Below are 22,286 nucleotides of genomic sequence, written 5' to 3' on the forward strand. Positions count from 1 at the left end.
AACACGCTCCCTTTTACTGGATCAAGCCGCCTGCGGGCTTAACTGACTGGCATTGGGCCAACGCCAGCCTTGGTGTGCAGTGATGAACGCACTGCGCACAGTGAAGCTCAGGTCGTGGCCCGCGCTGCCTCGTCATCCCCTGGGGCGGGAATCATCTCCTCACGCTCGGCCAAGGCGTCTGGCACGCGGTCGATGGCGCCCTCCCACTTGGCCACCACGGCGGTGGCAATGGCATTGCCCATCACGTTGGTCAGGGTACGGCCCATGTCAAGGAAGTGGTCAATACCCAAGATCAGCAGCACACCGGCCTCTGGCAGGTTGAACATGGGCAACACGGCCGCCACCACAACGAGCGACGCGCGCGGCACACCCGCAATCCCTTTGCTGGACACCATCAGTACCAGCAGCATGGTGATCTGCGCCGACAGCGGCATATCAATGCCATAGGCCTGGGCGATGAAAATTGCCGCGAAGGTGGTGTAGATCATCGAGCCGTCGAGGTTGAACGAATACCCCAGGGGCAACACAAAGCCCGTCACTTTGGGCCGAACACCAAACTTCTCCAGCTGTTCCATCAGCTTGGGATACACAGACTCGCTGCTGGCCGTGGAAAAGCCAATCAGCATGGGCGTGCGAATGAGCTTGAGCAGGCGAAACACATCGCGGCCCAGCACCACATAACCCGCAAACACCAGCACCAGCCACAGCGCCGCCAGCGCCAGGTAGAAGCTGAGCATGAACTTACCAAAAACACCCAGCATCCCCAGGCCTTGCGTGGTGATGGCACCGGCCACTGCGCCGAACACGCCCACAGGTGCAAAGCGCATCACGTAGTCGGTGACCTTGAGCATCACATGGACCACCTCGTCCAGCGTGGCGACCAGCGTGCGCGCAGCCTGGTTGTGCAAGTGACCCAGGGCCATGCCGAAGAACAGCGAGAACACCAGGATCTGCAAGATAGCGTTGTTGGCCATCGACTCCACGATGCTCTTCGGAAACACCTGGGTGATGAAATCGCGCAGGTTCAGCGCTCCGGTCTTGAGCTGCGTGGCGGTGCCCGCCTCAGGCAGCGGAATCGACATGGAACTGCCGGGCTGGGTGACGTTGGCAATCAGCAGGCCCAGCGTCAGCGAGATCAGCGAAGCGCCCATGAACCAAGCCAGCGCCCGCGTGCCGATACGCCCCACGGTGCGCGAATCGCCCATGGTAGACATGCCTGCAGCCAGGGTCGCAAACACCAGGGGCGCGATGATCATTTTGATCATGCGCAGAAAAATATCCGTCAGCAGGCCAAAGTAACCCGCGATTTCCTTGGCGGCTTCGGGTGTCGGCGCCCAAGCGTGGCAGGCATAGCCGACCAGTACCCCCAGAACCATGGCCAGGATGACCATGGTGGTCAAGCGATTGAGTTTCATGCGATGTGTGATGGATGAGTAAAGAAAACCCAGGTCTCTGCGCCCCATGAGACACCGTGCACAGACCAGGGTCACCGGGTAGCGCTCAGCAACGCTCCACACGATTGGCGCTGCACCGGGGCTCCGGGCTGCAGGTGCAATGGCACTGCACTAGCGGGACTTGCGCCCAGGTCCAGATCAGCGCGTTGACCACCGTGAGTTGTTGCATGGCTCGTCTCCAAAGAACGTTGGGCCGGCTATTGCGCGGCTTGCTGCTGTCATTGCACGCAACGTGCCAAGCCTGCGCGCTGATGCACTGCGCTCTAAGTCATTGATTTACCGAGCGTCATCAGTGCCCACCCCACGCACTTCGTTCGGTATTTCGAACATCTGCCTCGGCCCTGTCCGGAAACCAGAACACTGCATGGCCACACGCACAGCTCGCCCCCGTCTGCCTACGCCCCAGGCCCGTGGCACATCACCAAAGAAAAAGCCGGCCACAAGGGCCGGCTTTTCAGCAACGGGGAGCGCCCCAGAGGGGCGCCAGGGCTTTCGCCCTTCCATCAATCGGTCGTTGCCTCCTCAGGCTCCGCAGGCTCTGATTTGGCTGAGCGCTCTTTCTTGGGCAGTGGCTGAATGTCCAAGCGCACCTCAGAAGTCTCCACACCTTTGTCATCGGTCTTGACGTCAATGTCCACCGTCAGGCGGCCACCTTCCGTCAAGCGACCAAACAGCAGCTCGTCAGCCAGGGCACGGCGAATGGTGTCCTGGATGAGGCGCTGCATGGGACGTGCACCCATGAGCGGATCGAAGCCCTTCTTGGCCAAGTGCTTGCGCAAGGCGTCGGTGAAGGTGACTTCCACCTTTTTCTCGGCCAGCTGGGTTTCCAGCTGCAGCAGGAACTTGTCAACCACACGCAGAATGATCTGCTCGTCCAGCGCCTTGAAGTTGACGATGGCATCCAGCCGGTTGCGGAACTCGGGCGTGAACAGGCGCTTGATGTCACCCATTTCGTCACCCGCCTGGCGCGGATTGGTGAAGCCGATGGTGGCCTTGTTCATCGTCTCTGCGCCCGCGTTGGTCGTCATGATGATGAGCACGTTGCGGAAGTCGGCTTTGCGGCCGTTGTTGTCCGTCAATGTGCCATGGTCCATGACCTGCAGCAGCACGTTGAAGATGTCCGGGTGGGCCTTCTCGATTTCGTCCAGCAGCAGCACGGCGTGCGGCTTCTTGGTGATGGCCTCGGTCAGCAAACCACCCTGGTCGAAGCCAACGTAGCCGGGAGGCGCACCAATCAGGCGGCTCACGGCATGGCGCTCCATGTACTCGGACATGTCGAAGCGGATCAGCTCGATGCCCATGATGTAGGCTAGTTGCTTGGCCGCTTCGGTCTTGCCGACGCCGGTGGGGCCGCTGAACAGGAAGGAACCGATCGGCTTATCCCCCTTGCCCAGGCCGGAGCGTGCCATCTTGACGGAGCTGGCCAGCACTTCGAGAGCCTTGTCCTGACCGAACACCACGCTCTTGAGATCGCGTTCCAGCGTCTGCAGCTTGCCGCGGTCGTCATTGGACACATTGGCGGGCGGAATGCGAGCGATCTTCGCGACGATCTCTTCGATCTCGGCCTTGCCAATGGTCTTCTTGCGCTTGCTGGGCACGAGAATGCGCTGCGCTGCGCCTGCCTCATCGATCACGTCGATGGCCTTGTCGGGCAAATGACGGTCGTTGATGTACTTGGCGCTCAGCTCCGCCGCTGCTTGCAGGGCGGCTGCAGCGTACTTCACGCTGTGGTGCTCCTCGAAGCGGCTCTTGAGCCCTTTGAGGATGTCCACCGTCTCTGCCACGGTCGGTTCCACCACATCCACCTTCTGGAAGCGGCGGGACAGGGCAGCGTCCTTTTCGAAGATGCCGCGGTATTCCGTGAAAGTGGTCGCGCCGATACACTTCAGCTGGCCGCTGGACAGCGCCGGCTTGAGCAGGTTGGACGCGTCCAACGTGCCACCCGATGCGGCACCCGCACCGATGAGCGTGTGGATCTCGTCGATGAAAAGGATGGCGTTTGGCTTGTCCTTCAAGGACTTGAGGACACCCTTGAGGCGCTGCTCGAAATCACCGCGGTACTTGGTGCCCGCCAGCAGTGCGCCCATGTCGAGCGAGTACACCGTGGCCTCGGCCAGGATCTCGGGTACATCGTTTTGCGTGATGCGCCATGCCAGGCCCTCGGCGATCGCGGTCTTGCCGACGCCAGCCTCACCCACCAGCAGCGGGTTGTTTTTGCGGCGGCGGCACAGGATCTGGATCGTGCGCTCCACTTCGTAGTGGCGCCCGATCAGCGGATCGATCTTGCCGTCCTTGGCAGCCTGGTTCAGGTTTTGGGTGTACTGCTCCAGAGGCGACGCCTTCTCGTTGCGCTCACCACCACCCTCTTCGTTTTCGGTGGGGCTGTCAGTCTTGGCGGGCTCTGGCGGCTCACCCTTCTTGATGCCGTGGGCGATGAAATTCACCACATCGAGGCGGGTAACGCCCTGCTGGTGCAGGTAGTACACCGCGTGCGAGTCTTTCTCGCCAAAGATGGCGACGAGCACGTTGGCCCCGGTGACTTCCTTCTTGCCATTGCCCGTGGACTGCACGTGCATGATGGCGCGCTGGATCACGCGCTGGAAGCCCAGCGTTGGCTGGGTGTCCACCTCGTCGGTGCCCGCCACCTGAGGGGTATTGTCTTTGATGAAATTGGCCAGCGAGGACCGCAGGTCGTCGATGTTGGCCGAACACGCGCGCAGCACTTCGGCTGCGCTGGGGTTATCAAGCAGTGCAAGCAACAGATGCTCCACGGTGATGAACTCGTGGCGCTGCTGGCGGGCCTCAACAAAGGCCATGTGCAAGCTGACTTCCAGTTCCTGGGCAATCATGTGAACTCCTTTGTGCTTGCGTGGAAGGGATGACTGTAGATCGGGATCAAAGACCTGTTATTCAACAGGTTCACTGACACATTGGAGGGGGTGCCCCGCCTTTGCGGCGGCATCGAGCACCTGCTCCACCTTGGTGGCAGCAATGTCGCGGGAGTAGACCCCGCACACGCCTTTGCCATCCAGATGGATCTTCAACATGATTTGGGTGGCCTGCTCGCGGTCTTTGCTGAAAAACTCCTGCAGAACCACGATGACAAACTCCATGGGGGTGTAGTCATCGTTGAGCATCACCACCTGGTACATCTGCGGAGGCTTGGTTTTCTGGGTACGTCGTTCAAGCACGACTGAACCGCCGTCATCCCGCGCAGGCCGGGAGACGGGCAGCGCGGTGGGGGGAGAAGGTGGTTTTGTTGCCATGAAATTCATTCTAGCGACCCGCGAGACCGATGGCCGCATGAGAAAACTGGTGACTGCAGTCTATTTTTCAAGTGACTGCAGCCCCGCGTACCCATGAGGTGATGTGCAGTGCCCTGTTTCAGCGCCGCTCACTCGTAAACCACGGTAGCGGAGCCGCTTCCAGCCTGCGCGCTCCATGCCGCCAGCGCAGCGTCCGTCGGGAAAAACCGGCTCCCTTCACCCAGCTGCAGCTCCGCCACGGCACCGCCCTGGTCGGACTGGCAGCGCACGCCCATGCGCACGCGCAGGCCGTGCAGGATTTCACCCTCCTCGGTTTCTTCACGGCGCGGCGGAAACTCCGACACGAGACGCTTCACATCGGGCTGCGTATCCCCCATGGCAATGTGCAGATACTTGCCGAAGCGGCAACGCGCACCGGCCAAATCCCACACCTGTTGCACCTTGACCCGCAAGCCACCGCTGAAATGATCCATCTGCAGGCGCCCCACCACCACCACAAACTCATCTTCCTTGAGTTGATTTCGGTACGTGTTGAGCAGCGCTTCATCCGCCGAGGCTTCGATCATTCCCGACTTGTCGTCAATCTTGAACAAGCCCAGCTTGCCCCGTTGACCGTTGATCACCCGGAAATCGCTCACGATGCCTGCCAGCACCTGCGGTTCGCGGCTATCGATCAACTCGTCGATCTGCGTGCGGACAAACTTGCGCACTTCAGACGCCACCTCATCAAACAGGTGGCCTGACAGGTAAAAACCAATGGCGGTTTTCTCCTGAGTCAGGCGCTCCTTGATGCCCCACGGAATCGCATCTACCAGGTCGGGCTCTTGTGTGCTCGAGCCATGGGCGTCGTCGCCCATCATGTCAAACAACCCGCCCTGGTTCACGTTGGCCAAAGTGGCTGCGGCAAAGTCAAAGGCCCGGTCGATGGATGCCACCAGCGCGGCACGGTTCATGTTCATGGAGTCAAACGCCCCGGCTTTGATCAAGGCCTCCAGCGTGCGCTTGTTCAACCGCGCCTTGTCCACGCGAACACAGAAGTCGAACAAGCTCTTGAATGGGCCTTTGGTGGAGCCCTGAGGCCCTTCACCGCGGCCTTCGCGCGCAGCCACCATCGCCTCTATCGCCTGCTGACCGGTGCCCTTGATCGCACCCAAACCATAGCGTATGACCTTGTCGGTCACCGGCTCGAAACGGTAGGTGCCACGGTTGACGTCAGGCGGCTCAAAACTCAGACCGAAGTTTTTGACAGCATCTTCATAGAGCACCTTCAGCTTGTCGGTGTCATCCATTTCCACCGTCATGTTGGCGCAGAAAAACTCCGCCGTGTAATGGACTTTGAGCCAGCCGGTGTGGTACGCCAGCAAGGAATAGGCAGCCGCGTGCGACTTGTTGAAGCCGTAGCCCGCAAACTTCTCCATCAAGTCGAAGACCTCGTCCGCCTTGTCTTGATCGATCCCCTTTTCAGCAGCTCCCTTGCGGAAGATGGCCCGATGCTCGGCCATTTCTTCGGCCTTCTTCTTGCCCATGGCACGGCGCAGCATGTCGGCGCCGCCAAGGCTGTAGCCCCCCAGCACCTGGGCGGTCTGCATCACCTGCTCCTGGTACACCATGATCCCGTAGGTTTCGGCCAGCACAGGCTCCACCAGCGGATGTGGGTATTCCACCGGCTCTTTTCCATGCTTGCGGTTCACGAAGGTGGGGATCAGGTCCATCGGCCCTGGGCGGTACAGCGCGTTCAGCGCGATCAGATCTTCCAGACGGCTCGGACGTGCCTCTTTGAGCATGCCCTGCATGCCTCGGCTTTCAAACTGGAACACGGCCTCCGTTTTGCCGTCGGAGAACAGCCGGTAAGTGGGGCCGTCGTCCAACGGTATGTTCTCGTAGGCAAAGTTTTCCTGGCCCTTGTGGCGCTTGATGATGAATTCGCGCGCAATCTCCAGGATGGTGAGCGTGGCCAGCCCCAAGAAGTCGAACTTCACAAGGCCAATGGCTTCCACATCGTCCTTGTCGTACTGGCTCACTGCCGATTCGCTGCCTGGCTGCTGGTATAGCGGGCAGAAGTCTGTGAGCTTGCCCGGGGCGATGAGCACCCCGCCCGCGTGCATACCGATGTTTCGCGTCATGCCTTCGAGCTTTTGTGCCATCTCGATCACGGTCTTGACGTCTTCTTCCTTGCGCACGCGCTCGTACAGCATGGGCTCCAGCTCGAGCGCGTAGTTGTTCTTGTCGCCTTCTTTCTTCACTTCCGGCGGATACGCCAGCGTGTACGACATACCCGGTTTTCCGGGAACCAGCTTCGAGATGCCGTCGCAGAAGGTGTAGCTCATGTCCATGACACGGCCCACGTCACGAATCGCCGCCTTGGCAGCCATGGTGCCAAAAGTGGCGATCTGGCTGACGGCATTTTTGCCGTACTTTTCCTTCACATAGTCAATCACCCGGTCGCGATTGGACTGGCAGAAGTCGATATCGAAGTCGGGCATCGAAACCCGCTCGGGGTTCAAGAAACGCTCAAACAGCAGGTTGTATTCCAGCGGGTCCAAATCCGTGATCTTGAGGGCGTAGGCCACCAACGAACCGGCGCCCGACCCCCGACCCGGGCCCACGGGGCAGCCATTGTTCTTGGCCCACTGAATGAAGTCACCCACAATGAGAAAGTACCCGGGGAACCCCATCTTGAGGATGGTGCCCAACTCAAACTCCAGGCGCTCTACGTAACGCGGCCGCTCTTTGTCGCGCCGTGCCTCGTCCGGGTACAAGTGCTTGAGGCGCTCTTCCAGACCTTCAAACGAGGCAAAGCGGAAATACTCCTCCGCCGGCATGCCGTTGGGCGTAGGGAAAGCCGGCAACTGCGGTTTGCCCAGCACCAGCGTCAAACTGCAGCGCTTGGCAATTTCTATGGTGTTGGCTAACGCTGAGGGCACGTCTGCAAACAACTCTTGCATCTGCTGTGCCGACTTGAAGTACTGCTCGCGGGTAAAACGCCGCACGCGACGCGGGTTGGCCAGTATTTCGCCGCCCGCAATGCACACCCGCGCTTCGTGTGCCTCGTAGTCATCAGCCGTCAGAAACTGGATGGGATGGGTCGCCACCACCGGCAACTGGAGCCTTGCCGCCAGTTGCACGGCTGCCGCCACATGGCTTTCGTCATCAGCCCGCCCAGCACGCTGAAGCTCCATGTAGAAGCGATGGGGAAAGATGCCCGCGAGTTTCAACGCCAAGCTGGCAGCTCTTGTTTCATCCCCTTTGAGCAGCGCTTGCCCCACAGGCCCAGCCTGCGCCCCCGAAAGCGCCACCAAGCCTTCGGACAGTTCTTGCAGCCATGCCCAAGTGCACACCGCCAGGTTTTTGACGACGTTTTTCGTCCATGCCCTGGCGAGCAGCTCTGAAAGATTCAGATAACCCTGCTTGTTCTGCACCAGCACCAGCATCCGGGATGGGTCGCTACCTCCCTCGGTTTCAAGGTAAATCTCGGCGCCCAGCAATGGCTTGACACCCTTGCCACGCCCTTCCTTGTAAAACTTGATGGCTCCGAACAGATTGTTAAGATCAGTGATGGCAAGGGCGGGTTGCCCGTCTGCCGCAGCGGCTTTGACCACTTCATCGATACGAGTGGTGCCGTCAACGACGGAGAATTCTGTGTGCAGGCGCAAGTGAACGTACATGCCGCCATTGTAGAAAGCGCCCATGCTGCAAATCCCCATCCGCGCCCAATGTCGGGCACAAACAGGGCCATTACAATGCCGACTCGGTCCATTGCCTTGGTGGGTGAAACGCTCCTACAGAGCGATTCGAACTACCGCGGAAGATGCGTTCCTCTAATTGCCTGAAAGCTGCTTGCGATGCGTTTTGCTCCCCTGCCTGTTTGCTCCGTTGTGCTTGTATCTCTCGCACTTGTCGGGTGTTCCAGCACGCCAGAAGACAAAACTGCGGGCTGGAGCCCGAACCGCATTCATTCTGAAGCTAAGGACGAAATGAACAGCGGTGCCTACGACAAGGCCGTCCCGCTGCTGGAAAAGCTCGAAGGCCGTGCGGCAGGCACCCCGCTGGCGCAACAGGCGCAGCTCGATAAAGCCTACGCACAGTACAAAGGCGGCGAAAAAGCCCAGGCCATTGCAACGCTCGATCGCTTCATGAAGTTGCACCCCGCCAGTCCCGCGCTGGACTACGCGCTGTACCTCAAGGGCTTGGTCAACTTCAATGACAACCTCGGCATGTTCTCCTGGATTTCGCGCCAAGACCTGTCGGAGCGCGACCAAAAAGCGGCCAAGGACTCGTTCGAGTCCTTCAACGAGCTGGTCACCCGTTTTCCTGAGTCGCGTTATGCCCAAGATTCGCGTCAGCGCATGACGTACATCGTCAATTCGCTGGCCCAATATGAGGTGCATGTGGCCCGCTACTACTACGAGCGCGGCGCATACGTGGCAGCCATCAGCCGCGCGCAGGTGGCGCTGACCGACTACAAGGATGTGCCAGCGCTGGAAGAAGCGCTGTTCATCCTGATCCGCTCATACGACGCACTGGGCATGACGCAACTGCGCGACGACGCTCGCCGCGTGATGAGCGCCTCTTATCCTCAAAGCACCTACTTGCGCGACGGCAAGTTCAGAGAAAAGTCTGATCCGTGGTGGAAGTTCTGGTGACAGACGCCAGGTCTTCCAGGGCAGCATGAAATTCCTCAGCACCTGACAGCCGCCGCATGGGCGGCAGCGCGGCAATCAGTCGTTTGCCGTAACCCATGCGCACCAGGCGTGAATCGCAAACGACCAGAACGCCTCGGTCGCTTTCGTGGCGAATCAGGCGTCCGGATCCTTGCTTGAGCGCCAGGGCGGCTTCTGGAAGTGCGTATTCCTTGAACGCACTACCGCCAGACTGCTCGATCTGTAAGGTACGGGCCTCCACCAGAGGGTCACCCGGCGGGGGGAAGGGCAGCTTGTCAATTACCACCAATTGCAGCGCGTCCCCTGGCACATCAAACCCCTCCCAAAAACTGGCGGAAGCCACGAGAATGCAGCCGCCCTGTGGCCCTGCCCCTGCGCGGAACCGCTCCATCAGACGAAGTTTGGGCCACTCCCCTTGCGCCAGCACGTCCAGGTGTGAACCACGTTGCGCCAACTGCTGCCGCAGCACCTGAGCAATGATCGCAATGGCGCGCAACGTGGTCGTCAGGACCAGAGTGCGACCACTCAGCGACATGGCGGCATTCGCGACCAGCGCAGCCACAGCGCTACCGTGCCGTGGGTCGGAGGGTGACGGGAAATCCTCAGGCACATACATAGCGGCCTGCGCGGCGTAGTCAAATGGGCTGGGTACTCGCAAAATGCGCGCCCCTTCCAATCCGCAGCGTTTCACAAACCATGAAAGCTCTGCATCATGGCCCAGCGTGGCAGAGGTGAAGATCCACGCCCGCCCCAGGCCTTCACTGGTGGCAGGCCAGCCATCGTCGTCCACACTTTCTTGCGGCTGGGGCAAAAAACGGGTGCGCATGGCATCGGCAATATCCAGTGGAGACTCTACGAGCCGCAACCCGCCGCCCACATCAAGCCACCGCACACTGCCCTGCGGGCAAGGCTGACCAAAGCGCTCCAGGCGCGCCAACAGGGACGTACCGCGCTCCGCCAGGCGGGTGATGTCCGGGGCGATGTCGTGGTACGCGTCCAGCGCCTGCACCAGCAGGCTGCATGCCTGGAGCACCGCAGCCATGGCAGGCTCCCAGTCAGACGGAAAAACACCGTCGGGCGCACCTTGTGCCCAGCCTCGCTTTCCTGAAGATGCAAGACCATCGCCCGCTGCATGGCGCCACCGCAAGACCGCGCCTTCCAGGCCAGCTGCAAGTTGTGGCCAATCGGCATAGCCACGGGCATGCGCCAGACCGGCTGAGAGCGCATCGCGGGCAAATTCAACGAACTGCCCGGTCGATAGTTGGATTCCCAAAAACTGCAGGCCTGCATCGCTGAGCTGGTGCGCCTCGTCAAACACCACCACGCGCACTGATGGCAACAGCTCTGCTACCCCCGACTCGCGCACGGCCATGTCGGCAAAAAACAGGTGGTGGTTGACTACCACCAGATCGGCCGCCATGGCTTGCCGGCGGGCCTGGTTCACGTGGCAGTCCTTGGCATTGGGGCAATGGCTGCCCAGGCAGTTTTCGCGCGTTGAAGTGACCCAGGGAATGACGGGCGACCGGTCGTCCAGGCCCGTGAGCTCCGACAAGTCGCCGCTGCGGGTGCTGCGTGACCACTCTTCAATCTTTGCGAGCACACGGATCTGCTGCGGCGACTCGCCCCCCACGGCATGGCGCGCCATACCAAGGCGGTGCAAGCACAGGTAGCTGCTGCGCCCTTTGAGCAACGCCACACGCACGGGAACCTCCAGCGCCTGCACAAGGCGGGGAATATCGCGTGAAAACAACTGGTCCTGCAACGCCTTGGTGGCGGTGGACAACAGCACCCGCTCACCGCTGAGCAAGGCGGGCACCAGGTACGCATAGGTTTTACCCACACCGGTGCCCGCCTCGGCCACCAACACCTCCCCTGCTCCCATCGCATGGGCCACCGCCTGGGCCATGGCCAGCTGACCTTCCCGCGGCTGGTAATGCGGGTCCGCCCGTGCCAACACGCCATCCACCGAAAACACCGACTCCACCATGGCGCAAAGCTCCACAGCTGAGGTCTGGGAATCGGTCATCGTCATGCGTATCTCAAGCAGATGTTCCAGTGCACCAGGTGCGCTGGCGAAACGGGGCCAACCAGTGAATTTGTGAGGAGATGTTGGAGCAGACGGAGCTTGCCGTACTTTTCACCAAAGTCCGGTGCATACCAAAATGGCGAAAATGCCACAGGCGCGCCGATAATAAGCGGCTCAGCACCCCAAAACGACCGGCAGCGCTCCCGCACGCACCACAATCTTCAGAATGACCAAAGCGTTCCGTCTTATCGCCTCCACCGGTATCCACAAAGGAGACCGGGAGTACCAGCAGGATCAGGTGTCCTTGATTTCTCACAGCCGTCACAACGGCTGCGTGCTGGGGGTTGTGGCGGACGGCATGGGCGGGCGCAGTGGTGGCCGCAAAGCGTCTGACCAGGTCATGATGACGGCCCGCCAGCTTTTTGAGCGCTACTCCCCCGAAACCGACGACCCTGCCGCCATGCTCAAAGCCATGGTGGAAGAAGCGCACATCGTTATTCGGCTGACCGCCATTTCGGCAGAGCAGGAACCGCACAGCACCATTGCAGCATTCCTCATCAACCCGCGGGGCGACTGCCACTGGGTGCACGCCGGGGATTCGCGCATCTACCATTTCCAGGGTGGTCGGTTACTCCACCGCACCAGTGACCACTCCTACGTTCAGGCACTGGTAGATCGCGGAGAGCTGACGGAGGCTGAAGCCAACAACCATCCGCATTCGAACATTCTGGTCGGATGCCTGGGCACAGAAAGTGACCCACCCGCCACAACCCACATGATTTCGCAATTGCGCCCAGGGGATGTCCTGCTGGCCTGCAGTGACGGCGTGTGGCACTACTTCTCGCCCACCGAGCTGGCCTCCGTGGTGGATTCGCTCTCCCCGCGCGAGGCGACGGAATTTCTGATCGAGAAAGCACGCTCACGAGCCCGAGGCGGCGGCGACAACCTGTCGCTCGTCATCGTCAAGATCGAAGCGTTGGTCGAAGAGAAAAAGATACCGCGCCTGGCTTCCACCGCGCCTTGAGAGAAATGGGCGCCAGTCGCCCCCCATCCGCCCAAACCATTGCACTGCAATTGCAGTGATGCAGGCGGTATGCTTTCTGCCCCGCTTCTAGCCAAGAGTGCTCCAGCTCTTGCAAAGCGAGTAGCTGGCACGCTGTGCCGACCTAAAAGACGGTCAGCCGATCACTCTCCAGGCTCAACGCCTCTCAAGGAGGCGTGGGCAGGGTGGCCGCTGGCTTGTGTCCATTGGCTGCAGCATCCGCCTTCTCCTGCTCGCGCTTTGCGCGGCGGGCCTGAGCGGCCTTCTCCACCTCCAACTGCCTCTGGCGAGCCTGGGCCGCACGCTCTGTCGACTCCTTCTCTCGCAAGGCTTGCTCTGCCGCCTGGCTTTGCTGACGCTCGCGTTGCTGGCTGGCGCGGGCTGCGGCTTCTCGGTCGCGCAGCTTTACGGAACCGGCGGTATTTTCACGTGCCCCAGACCTGCCTGTCGGTTCAGCCTTGCGCACTACAGCCGATGCAGGCGGTGTCGTCGCCGCAGCAGCTGAGGCCTGCTTCTCCTCGATTTGCCGAAGACGTTGCTGGGCTTTTTCCTTGCGCTCGGCATCATTGAGCTGAACCTCGCGCGCGCGCAGCCGGGACTCAACCTCTCGCCACTGGTTGCGAACATCACGCAAGCAGTCCTCCACCGCAAACAACTGGTAGCACTTCGTTTGCGCTTGCGTGCGCTGTTCTGCGTTGCGTCGGCGTGCCTGCTCAATCGCTGCGCGCTCAGCATCCCGCTGGGAGGCTGCCGAAGCCTCCTGACCCGCTGCGGCGTGTTGACCGAGAGCCTCCTGCTCGCCCGACTGGGCCCCGGCCGTCCCCAGCCAGAGGGCAAGGACCGCTATGGTGGTGAGTTGTCGTGCTTTCATGTCAGCCCCGTGTCCACCAAGCGCCGCTCCAGATCCAGGAATTCTTTGGACTGCATTTCATTCAGGCGCGATACCGTGCGAGGAAACTCGTGGGACAGCGGCCCCTCGGTATACAACTGCTCTGGCGACACGGCAGCTGAGACGATCAGCTTGACGCGGCGGTCATACAGCACATCGATCAGCCAGGTGAAACGGCGTGCCGGCGAAGCCATGTTGACTGGCATGTAGGGCACGCCCGACAGCAGCACCGTATGGAACTGAGTGGCAATTTCGAGGTAATCGTTCTGCGAACGCGGGCCGCCGCACAGCGTAGTGAAGTCAAACCACACCACCCCGCCCGCCTTGCGGCGCGCACGAATCTCGCGCGCCTCAATGTGCAGCACCGGGTCTTCATCATGTACACCGACCAATTGGTTGAACGCTTCGTTCATGGCCGCGTCAGCCTCGGGCCCCAGCGGGGTGTGATAGAGCTTGACATGCTCCAACGCACGGCGGCGGTAGTCGGTGCCGTTGTCTACGTTGACGACTTCCATGCGCTCGTTGAGCAAGGCAATCGCAGGAAGAATGCGGTCACGGTGCAGACCGTCTGGGTACAGGCCGTCGGGCACGAAGTTCGAGGTGGTTACAAATCCCACCCCGTTGTCAAACAGGGACACCAGCAAGCGATGCAGGATCATCGCGTCCGTGATGTCAGCGACGTGAAACTCGTCGAAGCAAATGAGCTTGTAGCGCTTGGAAATGCGGGCGCCCAGCACATCCAGGGGGTTCACCATGCCCTGTAGCGCCACCAGTTCGCGATGCACCTCGCGCATGAATTCGTGAAAGTGCAGGCGCACCTTGCGCTTGATGGGCACCGCATTGAAAAAGCAGTCCATCAAAAAGCTTTTGCCGCGCCCCACCCCCCCGTACATGTAAACACCCTTCGGGATGTCGGGCCGGTTCAGCAGCTTTTTGAGGGCATTCGACCGCTTGGACTTGTACGCAGCCCAATCGTCGGCACAGCGCTGTAAAGCGTCGATCGCACGCAGCTGCGCAGGGTCACTTTGAAAGCCTTTGGCGGCCAGCTCGGCCAGGTACGCCTGTTTGACGCTCACGGTGTTGATGCCTCAGAAAAGGCTAACCCCCGCAGTGGCGCGATGGTTAGCTATTAATTTAATAGCTGCCAGCGCTTATCCATAGTGCGCTAGCGGCCATTTTGACTGAAATTCTGAAATCAGAAGTTCAGTGTGCGCTTGTCCACGGCCAGAGCCGCTTCCTTGGTGGCTTCGCTCAGGGACGGGTGGGCGTGGCAAATGCGCGCGATGTCTTCGGCGCTGGCCTTGAACTCCATGGCCACCACGGCTTCAGAGATCAGCTCGGAGGCCATGGGGCCCACGATGTGCACGCCCAGGATTTCGTCCGTGGTTGCGTCGGCCAGGAACTTGACCATGCCAGTCGTGTCACCCAGCGCGCGTGCGCGGCCGTTGGCCAGGAAGGGGAACGTGCCCGCCTTGTACTTCACGCCATCGGCCTTGAGCTGCTGCTCGGTACGGCCCACCCAAGCGATCTCAGGGCTGGTGTAGATGACCCAGGGGATGGTGTTGAAGTTGACGTGACCATGCTGGCCAGCAATGCGCTCGGCCACGGCAACGCCTTCTTCCTCGGCCTTGTGCGCCAGCATCGGGCCACGCACCACGTCACCCACAGCCCACACGCCGGGCAGGTTTGTCTTGCAATCGCCGTCCACCACGATCTCGCCACGCTCGCCCAGTTGCAGGCCCACGGCTTCGGCGTTCAGGCCAGTGGTGTTGGGCACGCGGCCGATGGAGACGATCAGCTTGTCGGCGTCCAATGTCTGGGCTTCACCCTTGGCATTGGTGTAGGCAATGCTCACGCCAGACTTGCTGTTCTTGATCTCGCCCACTTTCACGCCCAGTTCGATCTTCAAGCCTTGCTTGTCGAACGCCTTCTTGGCTTCCTTGGCGATCTGCTCGTCCACGGCGCCCAGGAACGTGGGCAGGCCTTCCAGAATCGTGACATCTGCACCCAGGCGGCGCCACACGGAGCCCATTTCCAGGCCAATCACGCCAGAGCCAATCACGGCCAGCTTCTTGGGGGTGGCACCAATGCGCAGTGCGCCATCGTTGGACAGCACATTCACTTCATCAAACGGCACGCCAGGCAGCGCGCGGGCATTGGAGCCCGTGGCAACGATGATGTGCTTGCCCACCAGCGTTTCTTCGGCAGCGCCAGCCACCTTGATCTCATAGCCGCCTTCGGCAGCCTTCACGAACGAACCACGGCCGTGGAAGAAGCTGACCTTGTTCTTCTTGAACAGGTACAGGATGCCGTCGTTGTTCTGCTTCACCACCGCATCTTTGCGGCCGATCATCTTGGCCACATCGATCTTGATGTCCTTGGCAGAAATGCCATGGTCGGCAAAGTGGTGGTTGGCGTGCTCGAAGTGTTCGGAAGATTGCAGCAATGCCTTGGAGGGAATGCAGCCCACGTTCGTGCAGGTACCGCCGGGTGCAGGGCCGCCCTTCTCGTTCTTCCATTCGTCGATACAGGCCACGTTCTTACCCAGTTGGGCGGCACGGATGGCCGCGATGTAGCCACCAGGGCCACCACCGATGACGATGACGTCGAATTGCTTGCTCATAAGAAATCTCGTTGATTCAGTTGAAGAAAAACCCACCAGTGAACAGCGCCGCGCAGTGTTTGCGCCAGGGGCTTCACAGGTGGGTTTCCGGTTTCAGAGGACGGGTGTCAAAGCTCGATCAGATGTCGAACAACAGACGGGCTGGGTCTTCCAGCGCTTCCTTCATGGCGACCAGGCCCAGCACGGCTTCGCGGCCGTCGATGATGCGGTGGTCGTAAGACATTGCCAGGTAGTTCATCGGACGGATCACGATCTGGCCGTTTTCCACCACAGCGCGGTCTTTGGTCGCGTGCACGCCCAGAATGGCGGACTGGGGTGGGTTGATGATGGGGGTAGACATCATCGAGCCAAAAGTGCCGCCGTTCGAAATCGAGAACGTGCCGCCAGTCATTTCCTCAATACCCAGCTTGCCTTCGGCCGCCTTCTTGCCGAACTCGGCGATCTTCTTCTCGATCTCGGCAAAGCTCATCTGGTCGGCATTGCGCAGGATGGGCACCACCAGACCACGGGGCGAACCCACGGCGATACCGATGTCGAAGTAGCCGTGGTAGACGATGTCGTTGCCGTCGACCGAGGCGTTCAGCACGGGGAACTTCTTCAGGGCGTGCACAGCCGCCTTCACGAAGAAGCTCATGAAGCCGATCTTCACGCCGTGTTCCTTGGTGAATGCGTCCTGGAACTTCTTGCGCATGTCCATCACGGGGGCCATGTTCACTTCGTTGAACGTGGTCAGGATGGCGTTGGTCGATTGCGACTGCAGCAGACGCTCGGCCACACGGGCGCGCAGGCGGGTCATGGGCACACGCTGCTCTGGACGGTCGCCCAGGTTGGGGGCGGCAGGAGCTGCCACCTGGGGCAGCGCCTTGGTGGGCACGCCTGTGGGGATCACGCTAGGAGCGACAGCGGGCTTGGCACCGCCGGCCACGGCGGCCAACACGTCACCCTTGGTCACGCGGCCATCCTTGCCGGAGCCAGCCACGTCGCCAACAGACAGGTTGTTATCGGCCAGCAGCTTGGCGGCGGCAGGCATGGCCACGTCGCCCTTGGAGCCACCAGCAGCAGGTGCTGCCACGGCTGCCACTGCGGCAGCAGGAGCCGCAGCTGCGGCTGCGGGGGCAGCTGCAGGTGCAGCGGCGCCAGCCTTGCCTTCGGTGTCGATCTTGGCGATGACCTGGTCAGACACCACGGTGCCGCCATCACCCACCACCAGCTCAGCCAGCACGCCAGCCGCAGGTGCGGGCACTTCGAGCACGACCTTGTCGGTTTCGATTTCGATCAGGATTTCATCGGCAGCAACAGCTTCACCGGCTTTTTTCTTCCAGGTCAGCATGGTGGCTTCCGCCACGGATTCAGACAACTGGGGGACTTTGACTTCTACGATAGCCATGACAAATTCTTTCAGTGAGGGTTTTGTTCTGTATTCGGGTTTCCGGCCTTACTTGGTCAGGACAAAACCCTTGAGCTTGGCGAAGGCGGCATCCACCAGAGCCTTTTGCTGTTCCTGGTGCAGGTGCGAGTAACCCACCGCAGGCGATGCGGAGGCTGCACGGCCGGCATAACCCAGCTTCTGGCCATCGAGCATGTTCTCGTGGATGTTGTGCTGGATGAAGAACCAGGCGCCCTGGTTTTGGGGCTCGTCCTGGCACCACACGATTTCGGTCGCATTGGGGTACTTCTTCAGCTCAGCGGCAAATGCCTTGTGCGGGAAGGGGTACAGCTGTTCCACACGAATGATGGCGACGTCGTCGGCTTCCTTTTCGGTGCGCTTCTTCACCAGGTCGTAGTACACCTTGCCCGAGCAAGCGATCACACGCTTGACCTTGGCTGCCTTCTTCTCGATGGCGTCATCCTGCTCAGGGATCACCGTCTGGAAGCTGCCCTTCGTGAACTCGGTCAGCGGCGAAGTGGCGTCCTTGTTGCGCAGCAGCGACTTGGGCGTGAAGATGACCAGCGGCTTGCGCAGGTCACGCACCATCTGGCGACGCAGCACGTGGAAGATCTGGCTGGCCGTGGTGGGCTGCACGAGCTGCATGTTGGCGTCAGCGGCCAGCTGCATGAAGCGCTCCACGCGGGCCGAGCTATGCTCCGGGCCCTGGCCTTCGTAGCCGTGCGGCAGCATCAGCGTGATGCCGTTCAAGCGGCCCCACTTCACCTCACCCGAGGCGATGAACTGGTCGATCACCACCTGCGCGCCGTTGGCGAAGTCACCGAACTGCGCTTCCCAGATCACCAGGGTGTTGGGGTCGTTAGAGGCGTAGCCGTATTCGAAGGCCAGCACGGCCTCCTCGGACAGGATGGAGTCGATGACAGTGAACGGAGCCTGGTTCTCGGCGACGTTCTGCAGCGGCACGTAGGTGCCTTCGTCCCACTTCTCGCGCTTTTGGTCGTGGATGACGGCGTGGCGGTGCGTGAACGTGCCGCGGCCGCTGTCCTCGCCCGACAGGCGCACCGGGTAGCCCGAGGCCACCAGCGATGCGAAGGCCATGTGCTCGCCCATGCCCCAGTCCACGTTGATCTCGCCACGGCCCATGGCGGCGCGGTCGTCGTATACCTTCTTCACCAGCTGGTGTGGGGTAACGGTCTCGGGGATCGTGGTGATCTTCTCGGCCAGGCGCTTCCACTCGGTCAGAGGAATGGCGGTGTCACCAGCGTCCGTCCACTTCTTGCCCAGGAAGGGCGACCAGTCCACTGCGTACTTGCTCTTGAAGTTGGTCAGCACAGGATCCACGGTGTGCTTGCCAGCGTCCAAGGCGGCCCGGTAGGCCTTGGCCATCTCATCGCCCAGAGTCTCACCCAGGCCTTGAGCAGCCAGCTTGTCGGCGTACAGCTTGCGCGTGCCGGGATGCTGGGCAATCTTCTTGTACATCAGCGGCTGGGTCAAAGCAGGAGTGTCCTGCTCGTTGTGGCCCAGCTTGCGGAAGCAGGTGATGTCCACCACCACGTCCTGGCGGAATTCCATGCGGAACTCCAGGGCCAGCTGGGTGGCCAGCACCACGGCTTCTGGATCATCGCCATTGACGTGCAACACGGGCGACTCGACCATCTTCACGATGTCGGTACAGAACGTACTGGAGCGCAGGTCGCGCGGGTCGGAGGTGGTGAAGCCGATCTGGTTGTTGATGATCAGGTGCACCGTACCGCCCGTGGTGTAGCCACGGGTTTCGGACAGGGCCAGGGTTTCCTGGTTCACGCCCTGGCCGGCAAAGGCCGCGTCACCGTGCACCAGCACGGGCAGCACCTGTTTACCCTTGGGGTCGCCGCGGCGGTCCATGCGCGAGCGCACCGAGCCCTCGACCACGGGGTTCACGATTTCCAGGTGCGAGGGGTTGAAGGCCAGCGACAGATGCACCGGGCCGCCGGTCGTGGAGACGTCGGAGGAAAAGCCCTGGTGGTACTTCACGTCACCGGCGGGCAGGTCCTCGGGGGCGGTGTGCTCGAACTCGGCGAACAGGTCCTTGGGCATCTTGCCCAGGGTGTTGACCAGCACGTTCAGGCGGCCGCGGTGGGCCATGCCGATCACCACTTCCTGCACGCCCTTTGCGCCTGCGGAGTTGATCAACTCGTCCATGGCGGCAATGAAGGACTCGCCCCCCTCGAGCGAGAAGCGCTTCTGGCCCACGTACTTGGTGTGCAGGTAGCGTTCCAGGCCTTCGGCGGCCGTCAGGCGCTCCAGGATGCGCTTTTTCTTGTCGGCAGAGAAGTTGGGCTTGCTGCGGATGCTTTCCAGCTTTTGCTGCCACCAGCGCTTTTGCACCTGGTCGGTGGCGTACATGTACTCCACGCCGATGGTGCCGCAGTAGGTCTCGCGCAGCGCGTTCAGCAGCTCGCGCAGGGGCATCTTGTCCTTGCCGAAGAACGTGTTGCTGGTGTCGAACACGGTTTCCTGGTCGGCGTCGCTGAAGCCGTAGAACGAAGGCTCCAGTTCTGGAATGTTGGGGCGCTCAGTGCGCTTGAGGGGGTCCAGATCAGCCCAGCGCTGACCCACGTTGCGGTAGGCGGCAATCAGCTGCTGAACGGCGGTGCGCTTGCGGCCCATTTCGGCGTCAGCGCTTGCAACCACCACTTTGGTGCCGCCAGCCTTGGCGCGTTCTGCGAACGCGTTGACCACGGGAAGGTGCGGAACGTCCTTGGCATTGGAGCCATCCACAGCGGGTACGTGCTGCAGTGCATCAAAGTATTCGCGCCACGTGTCGGGCACGCTGCCAGGATTGGCAAGGTAGTTTTCATACATCTCTTCGACATACGGCGCATTGCCGCCGAAGAGGTAGGTGTTGCCTTGGTAGGCTTGATAGACGGATGTCGTATCGCTCATATTCCGCTGACCTCCGCTCCCCTGCAGGGAGCATTAGCTGGTTGGTAAACCTTCCGCGACACGGCTGAACCGGTTGGCGGATGCGACTGTGGCTGGGGAAGGGCCTAGGGTTGCGGTGGCGATTGTGCCACTGAACCGGGCATTGACCAAGGTCGAGCTGGAAAGTGCCTTTGCTCTGCCGCGAAATAATCAGGTGGCGTGTCGTACATTGCGGGGCTGTATTGCCCGAATGCAACCTGGTAAATGACTCAACACCCACTTCAAAACAAGGCATTTCTGCTGCTGCTGGCCATCGTGAGCGTCGCATTTGGCGCCATCCTCTGGCAGTTCCATGGCGCAATTTTCTGGGGAATCGTGCTGGCTATCCTCTTCACCCCCCTGCACCGCATAATGCTGCAGCGCATGCCCCGGCGCGAAAATTTGGCCGCCCTTTGCACGCTGGGGCTGTGCATGGTCATGGTGATTTTGCCCATGACGCTCATCGGTGTGTCGTTGATACAGGAGGCCACGGCCATTTTTGAGCGGGTCAAAAGCGGCCAGCTCAACTTTGGGGCCTACGTTCAGCAGGTGGTAGCGGCGCTGCCCGCCTGGGTCACCCAGCTGCTGGAACGCTTGAACCTCACCACTTTGGCAGAGCTTCAGCAAAAGCTCTCGTCCGTGGCTGTTCAAGCCAGCCAATTCCTGGCCTCCCAGGCGGTGAGAATTGGCCAAAACACGCTGGAGTTTCTCGTCGGCTTCGGGATCATGCTGTACCTGCTGTTTTTCTTGTTGCGCGATGGGCGCGCTCTGGCGCTTCGCATCAACCATGCCACGCCGCTCGACAACGACCACAAGAGAAAGCTGGTGAGCAAATTCACCACCGTGATCCGCGCCACAGTGAAGGGCAACATCGTTGTGGCAGCATCTCAAGGGGCTCTGGGCGGGCTGATTTTCTGGATTCTGGGCATCCAGGGGCCGGTGCTGTGGGGCGTGCTCATGGCGTTTCTGTCGTTGCTGCCCGCTGTCGGGGCTGGCTTGATCTGGGTGCCGGTGGCCATCTACTTTTTGGCTACGGGGGCCATTTGGCAAAGCGCAGTGCTCACTCTTTTCGGCGTTTTCGTCATCGGCTTGGTGGACAACGTGCTGCGCCCGATACTGGTCGGCAAGGACACCAAAATGCCCGACTATGTCGTGCTGATCTCCACCCTGGGAGGTATGGCCTTGTTTGGATTGACCGGCTTTGTGATCGGCCCGGTCATTGCCGCCCTCTTCATGGCCTGCTGGGATCTGTTTGCTCCTGCGGAAGGTTCTGGAGCGCCGCCGCCCAACCCGTGATCTGCTGAAATAAAAAAGGGAGCCCTTCCGAGCCCCCTTCCATCCGTCAGTCCTTGTGGCCGCCATGCCCGCGGCCATTGCCACGAGGGTGCCGATCATCACGGTGCCCATGACGGTGGTCATCGCCATGCGGCCCCGCATGGTGACCGCCCCGCTTCGGCGGACGGCTTCCAGGCTCTTTCACGAAGTACACCGGCTGACCACAGGCGTTGTAGCGCCCACAGTGTTTGGCCCAGTTCTTCGCATGCCCTGGCGGCACATACATGTAAATAGGAGAGCGGTGAACCGCTACCGGGGGCCGTTGAATGATGACGGGCTCTGCATAGATCAACGGAGGTGGACCACCGCTTCCGATCTGAATCCGACCGTACACACCCGGCGCCAACTGTCCATCCACGGTGGCGTTTACGTAGCTCTGCGCCCAAGCCACGTTGCCCGCCAACCCCAGCAAAAGCCCTGCGCCAGCAGCCAAGAGCTTGTGCGGCAACAAATTCACGATCATTTGTTCACTCCAAAGTACTTTCATCATCATTTGTGACCGCCTCCGCTGGGCTGAACATTGCTCCACGATGTTTTTTTGTAAGCGGCTGTTGGCAGCCGTCCAGAAAATGAAACGGCTATCGCGTCACTTCACGCACCGATAGCAAGTACAGACGGCACTAAATATTTGGTAACCGGATTGGCGCAGTGGATTAGCAT

The 22,286-nt window shown here is 60.9% G+C and carries 14 protein-coding genes; 3 read left to right on the forward strand and 11 right to left on the reverse strand.

Features of this window, described 5'->3' with window-relative positions; translation table 11 throughout:
* Positions 1-107: 107 nt before the first annotated feature.
* The 4 genes from IHV84_RS11835 to dnaE all read right to left on the reverse strand — a co-directional run bounded on the left by IHV84_RS11835 (position 108) and on the right by dnaE (position 8,385).
* Entirely contained in the window at positions 108-1,415 is a 1,308-nt protein-coding gene (locus IHV84_RS11835) for a dicarboxylate/amino acid:cation symporter (protein ID WP_198847009.1), read from the reverse strand.
* Positions 1,416-1,957: 542 nt separating this feature from the next.
* Entirely contained in the window at positions 1,958-4,303 is a 2,346-nt protein-coding gene (gene clpA, locus IHV84_RS11840) for an ATP-dependent Clp protease ATP-binding subunit ClpA (protein ID WP_198847010.1), read from the reverse strand.
* 57 nt (positions 4,304-4,360) lie between these two features.
* Entirely contained in the window at positions 4,361-4,729 is a 369-nt protein-coding gene (clpS, locus tag IHV84_RS11845) for an ATP-dependent Clp protease adapter ClpS (protein ID WP_198847052.1), read from the reverse strand.
* A gap of 119 nt (positions 4,730-4,848) precedes the next feature.
* Positions 4,849-8,385, reverse strand: a complete 3,537-nt coding sequence (gene dnaE, locus IHV84_RS11850) for a DNA polymerase III subunit alpha (protein ID WP_198847011.1) — start codon at positions 8,383-8,385, stop codon at positions 4,849-4,851.
* A gap of 177 nt (positions 8,386-8,562) precedes the next feature.
* Here dnaE and IHV84_RS11855 point away from each other — a divergent pair, with 177 nt between their 5' ends.
* Entirely contained in the window at positions 8,563-9,363 is an 801-nt protein-coding gene (locus IHV84_RS11855; protein ID WP_044402093.1) for an outer membrane protein assembly factor BamD, read from the forward strand.
* Here IHV84_RS11855 and IHV84_RS11860 read toward each other — a convergent pair.
* Positions 9,326-11,413, reverse strand: coding sequence for an ATP-dependent DNA helicase (locus IHV84_RS11860; RefSeq protein WP_233099969.1), 2,088 nt, complete (start codon positions 11,411-11,413; stop codon positions 9,326-9,328). The two genes, IHV84_RS11855 and IHV84_RS11860, sit on opposite strands and share 38 nt — an antisense overlap.
* Positions 11,414-11,633: 220 nt before the next feature.
* Between IHV84_RS11860 and IHV84_RS11865 the strand changes: the two genes are divergently transcribed.
* Positions 11,634-12,431 (forward strand): PP2C family serine/threonine-protein phosphatase, encoded by a 798-nt coding sequence (locus tag IHV84_RS11865; RefSeq protein ID WP_198847012.1) that lies wholly within the window; start codon positions 11,634-11,636, stop codon positions 12,429-12,431.
* Between the two features lie 184 nt (positions 12,432-12,615).
* Here the strand turns inward: IHV84_RS11865 and IHV84_RS11870 are convergent, their stop codons facing one another.
* The 5 genes from IHV84_RS11870 to IHV84_RS11890 form a co-directional block, all read right to left on the reverse strand.
* Complete coding sequence (locus IHV84_RS11870) at positions 12,616-13,320, reverse strand: hypothetical protein (RefSeq protein WP_198847013.1); 705 nt, start codon at positions 13,318-13,320, stop codon at positions 12,616-12,618.
* The gene (gene zapE, locus IHV84_RS11875) at positions 13,317-14,414 is read right to left on the reverse strand and encodes a cell division protein ZapE (RefSeq protein WP_198847014.1); all 1,098 of its coding nucleotides are present in this window, start codon (positions 14,412-14,414) and stop codon (positions 13,317-13,319) included. The genes IHV84_RS11870 and zapE overlap by 4 nt, the downstream gene beginning before the upstream one ends.
* A 119-nt stretch (positions 14,415-14,533) precedes the next feature.
* Entirely contained in the window at positions 14,534-15,961 is a 1,428-nt protein-coding gene (gene lpdA / locus IHV84_RS11880) for a dihydrolipoyl dehydrogenase (protein WP_198847015.1), read from the reverse strand.
* Between the two features lie 118 nt (positions 15,962-16,079).
* The gene (odhB, locus tag IHV84_RS11885; RefSeq protein WP_044402080.1) at positions 16,080-17,348 is read right to left on the reverse strand and encodes a 2-oxoglutarate dehydrogenase complex dihydrolipoyllysine-residue succinyltransferase; all 1,269 of its coding nucleotides are present in this window, start codon (positions 17,346-17,348) and stop codon (positions 16,080-16,082) included.
* Between the two features lie 48 nt (positions 17,349-17,396).
* Complete coding sequence (locus IHV84_RS11890) at positions 17,397-20,273, reverse strand: 2-oxoglutarate dehydrogenase E1 component (protein ID WP_142084375.1); 2,877 nt, start codon at positions 20,271-20,273, stop codon at positions 17,397-17,399.
* A gap of 243 nt (positions 20,274-20,516) precedes the next feature.
* Here IHV84_RS11890 and IHV84_RS11895 point away from each other — a divergent pair, with 243 nt between their 5' ends.
* On the forward strand, positions 20,517-21,587 hold the full coding sequence (locus tag IHV84_RS11895) for an AI-2E family transporter (protein ID WP_198847016.1): 1,071 nt from the start codon (positions 20,517-20,519) through the stop codon (positions 21,585-21,587).
* 46 nt (positions 21,588-21,633) lie between these two features.
* On the opposite strand, the gene IHV84_RS11900 is transcribed toward IHV84_RS11895, so the two are convergent.
* Complete coding sequence (locus tag IHV84_RS11900; protein ID WP_082758853.1) at positions 21,634-22,089, reverse strand: hypothetical protein; 456 nt, start codon at positions 22,087-22,089, stop codon at positions 21,634-21,636.
* Positions 22,090-22,286 lie beyond the last annotated feature (197 nt).

Source organism: Acidovorax sp. IB03 (assembly GCF_016406015.1).
In the GTDB taxonomy this organism is placed as follows: domain Bacteria; phylum Pseudomonadota; class Gammaproteobacteria; order Burkholderiales; family Burkholderiaceae_C; genus Acidovorax; species Acidovorax temperans.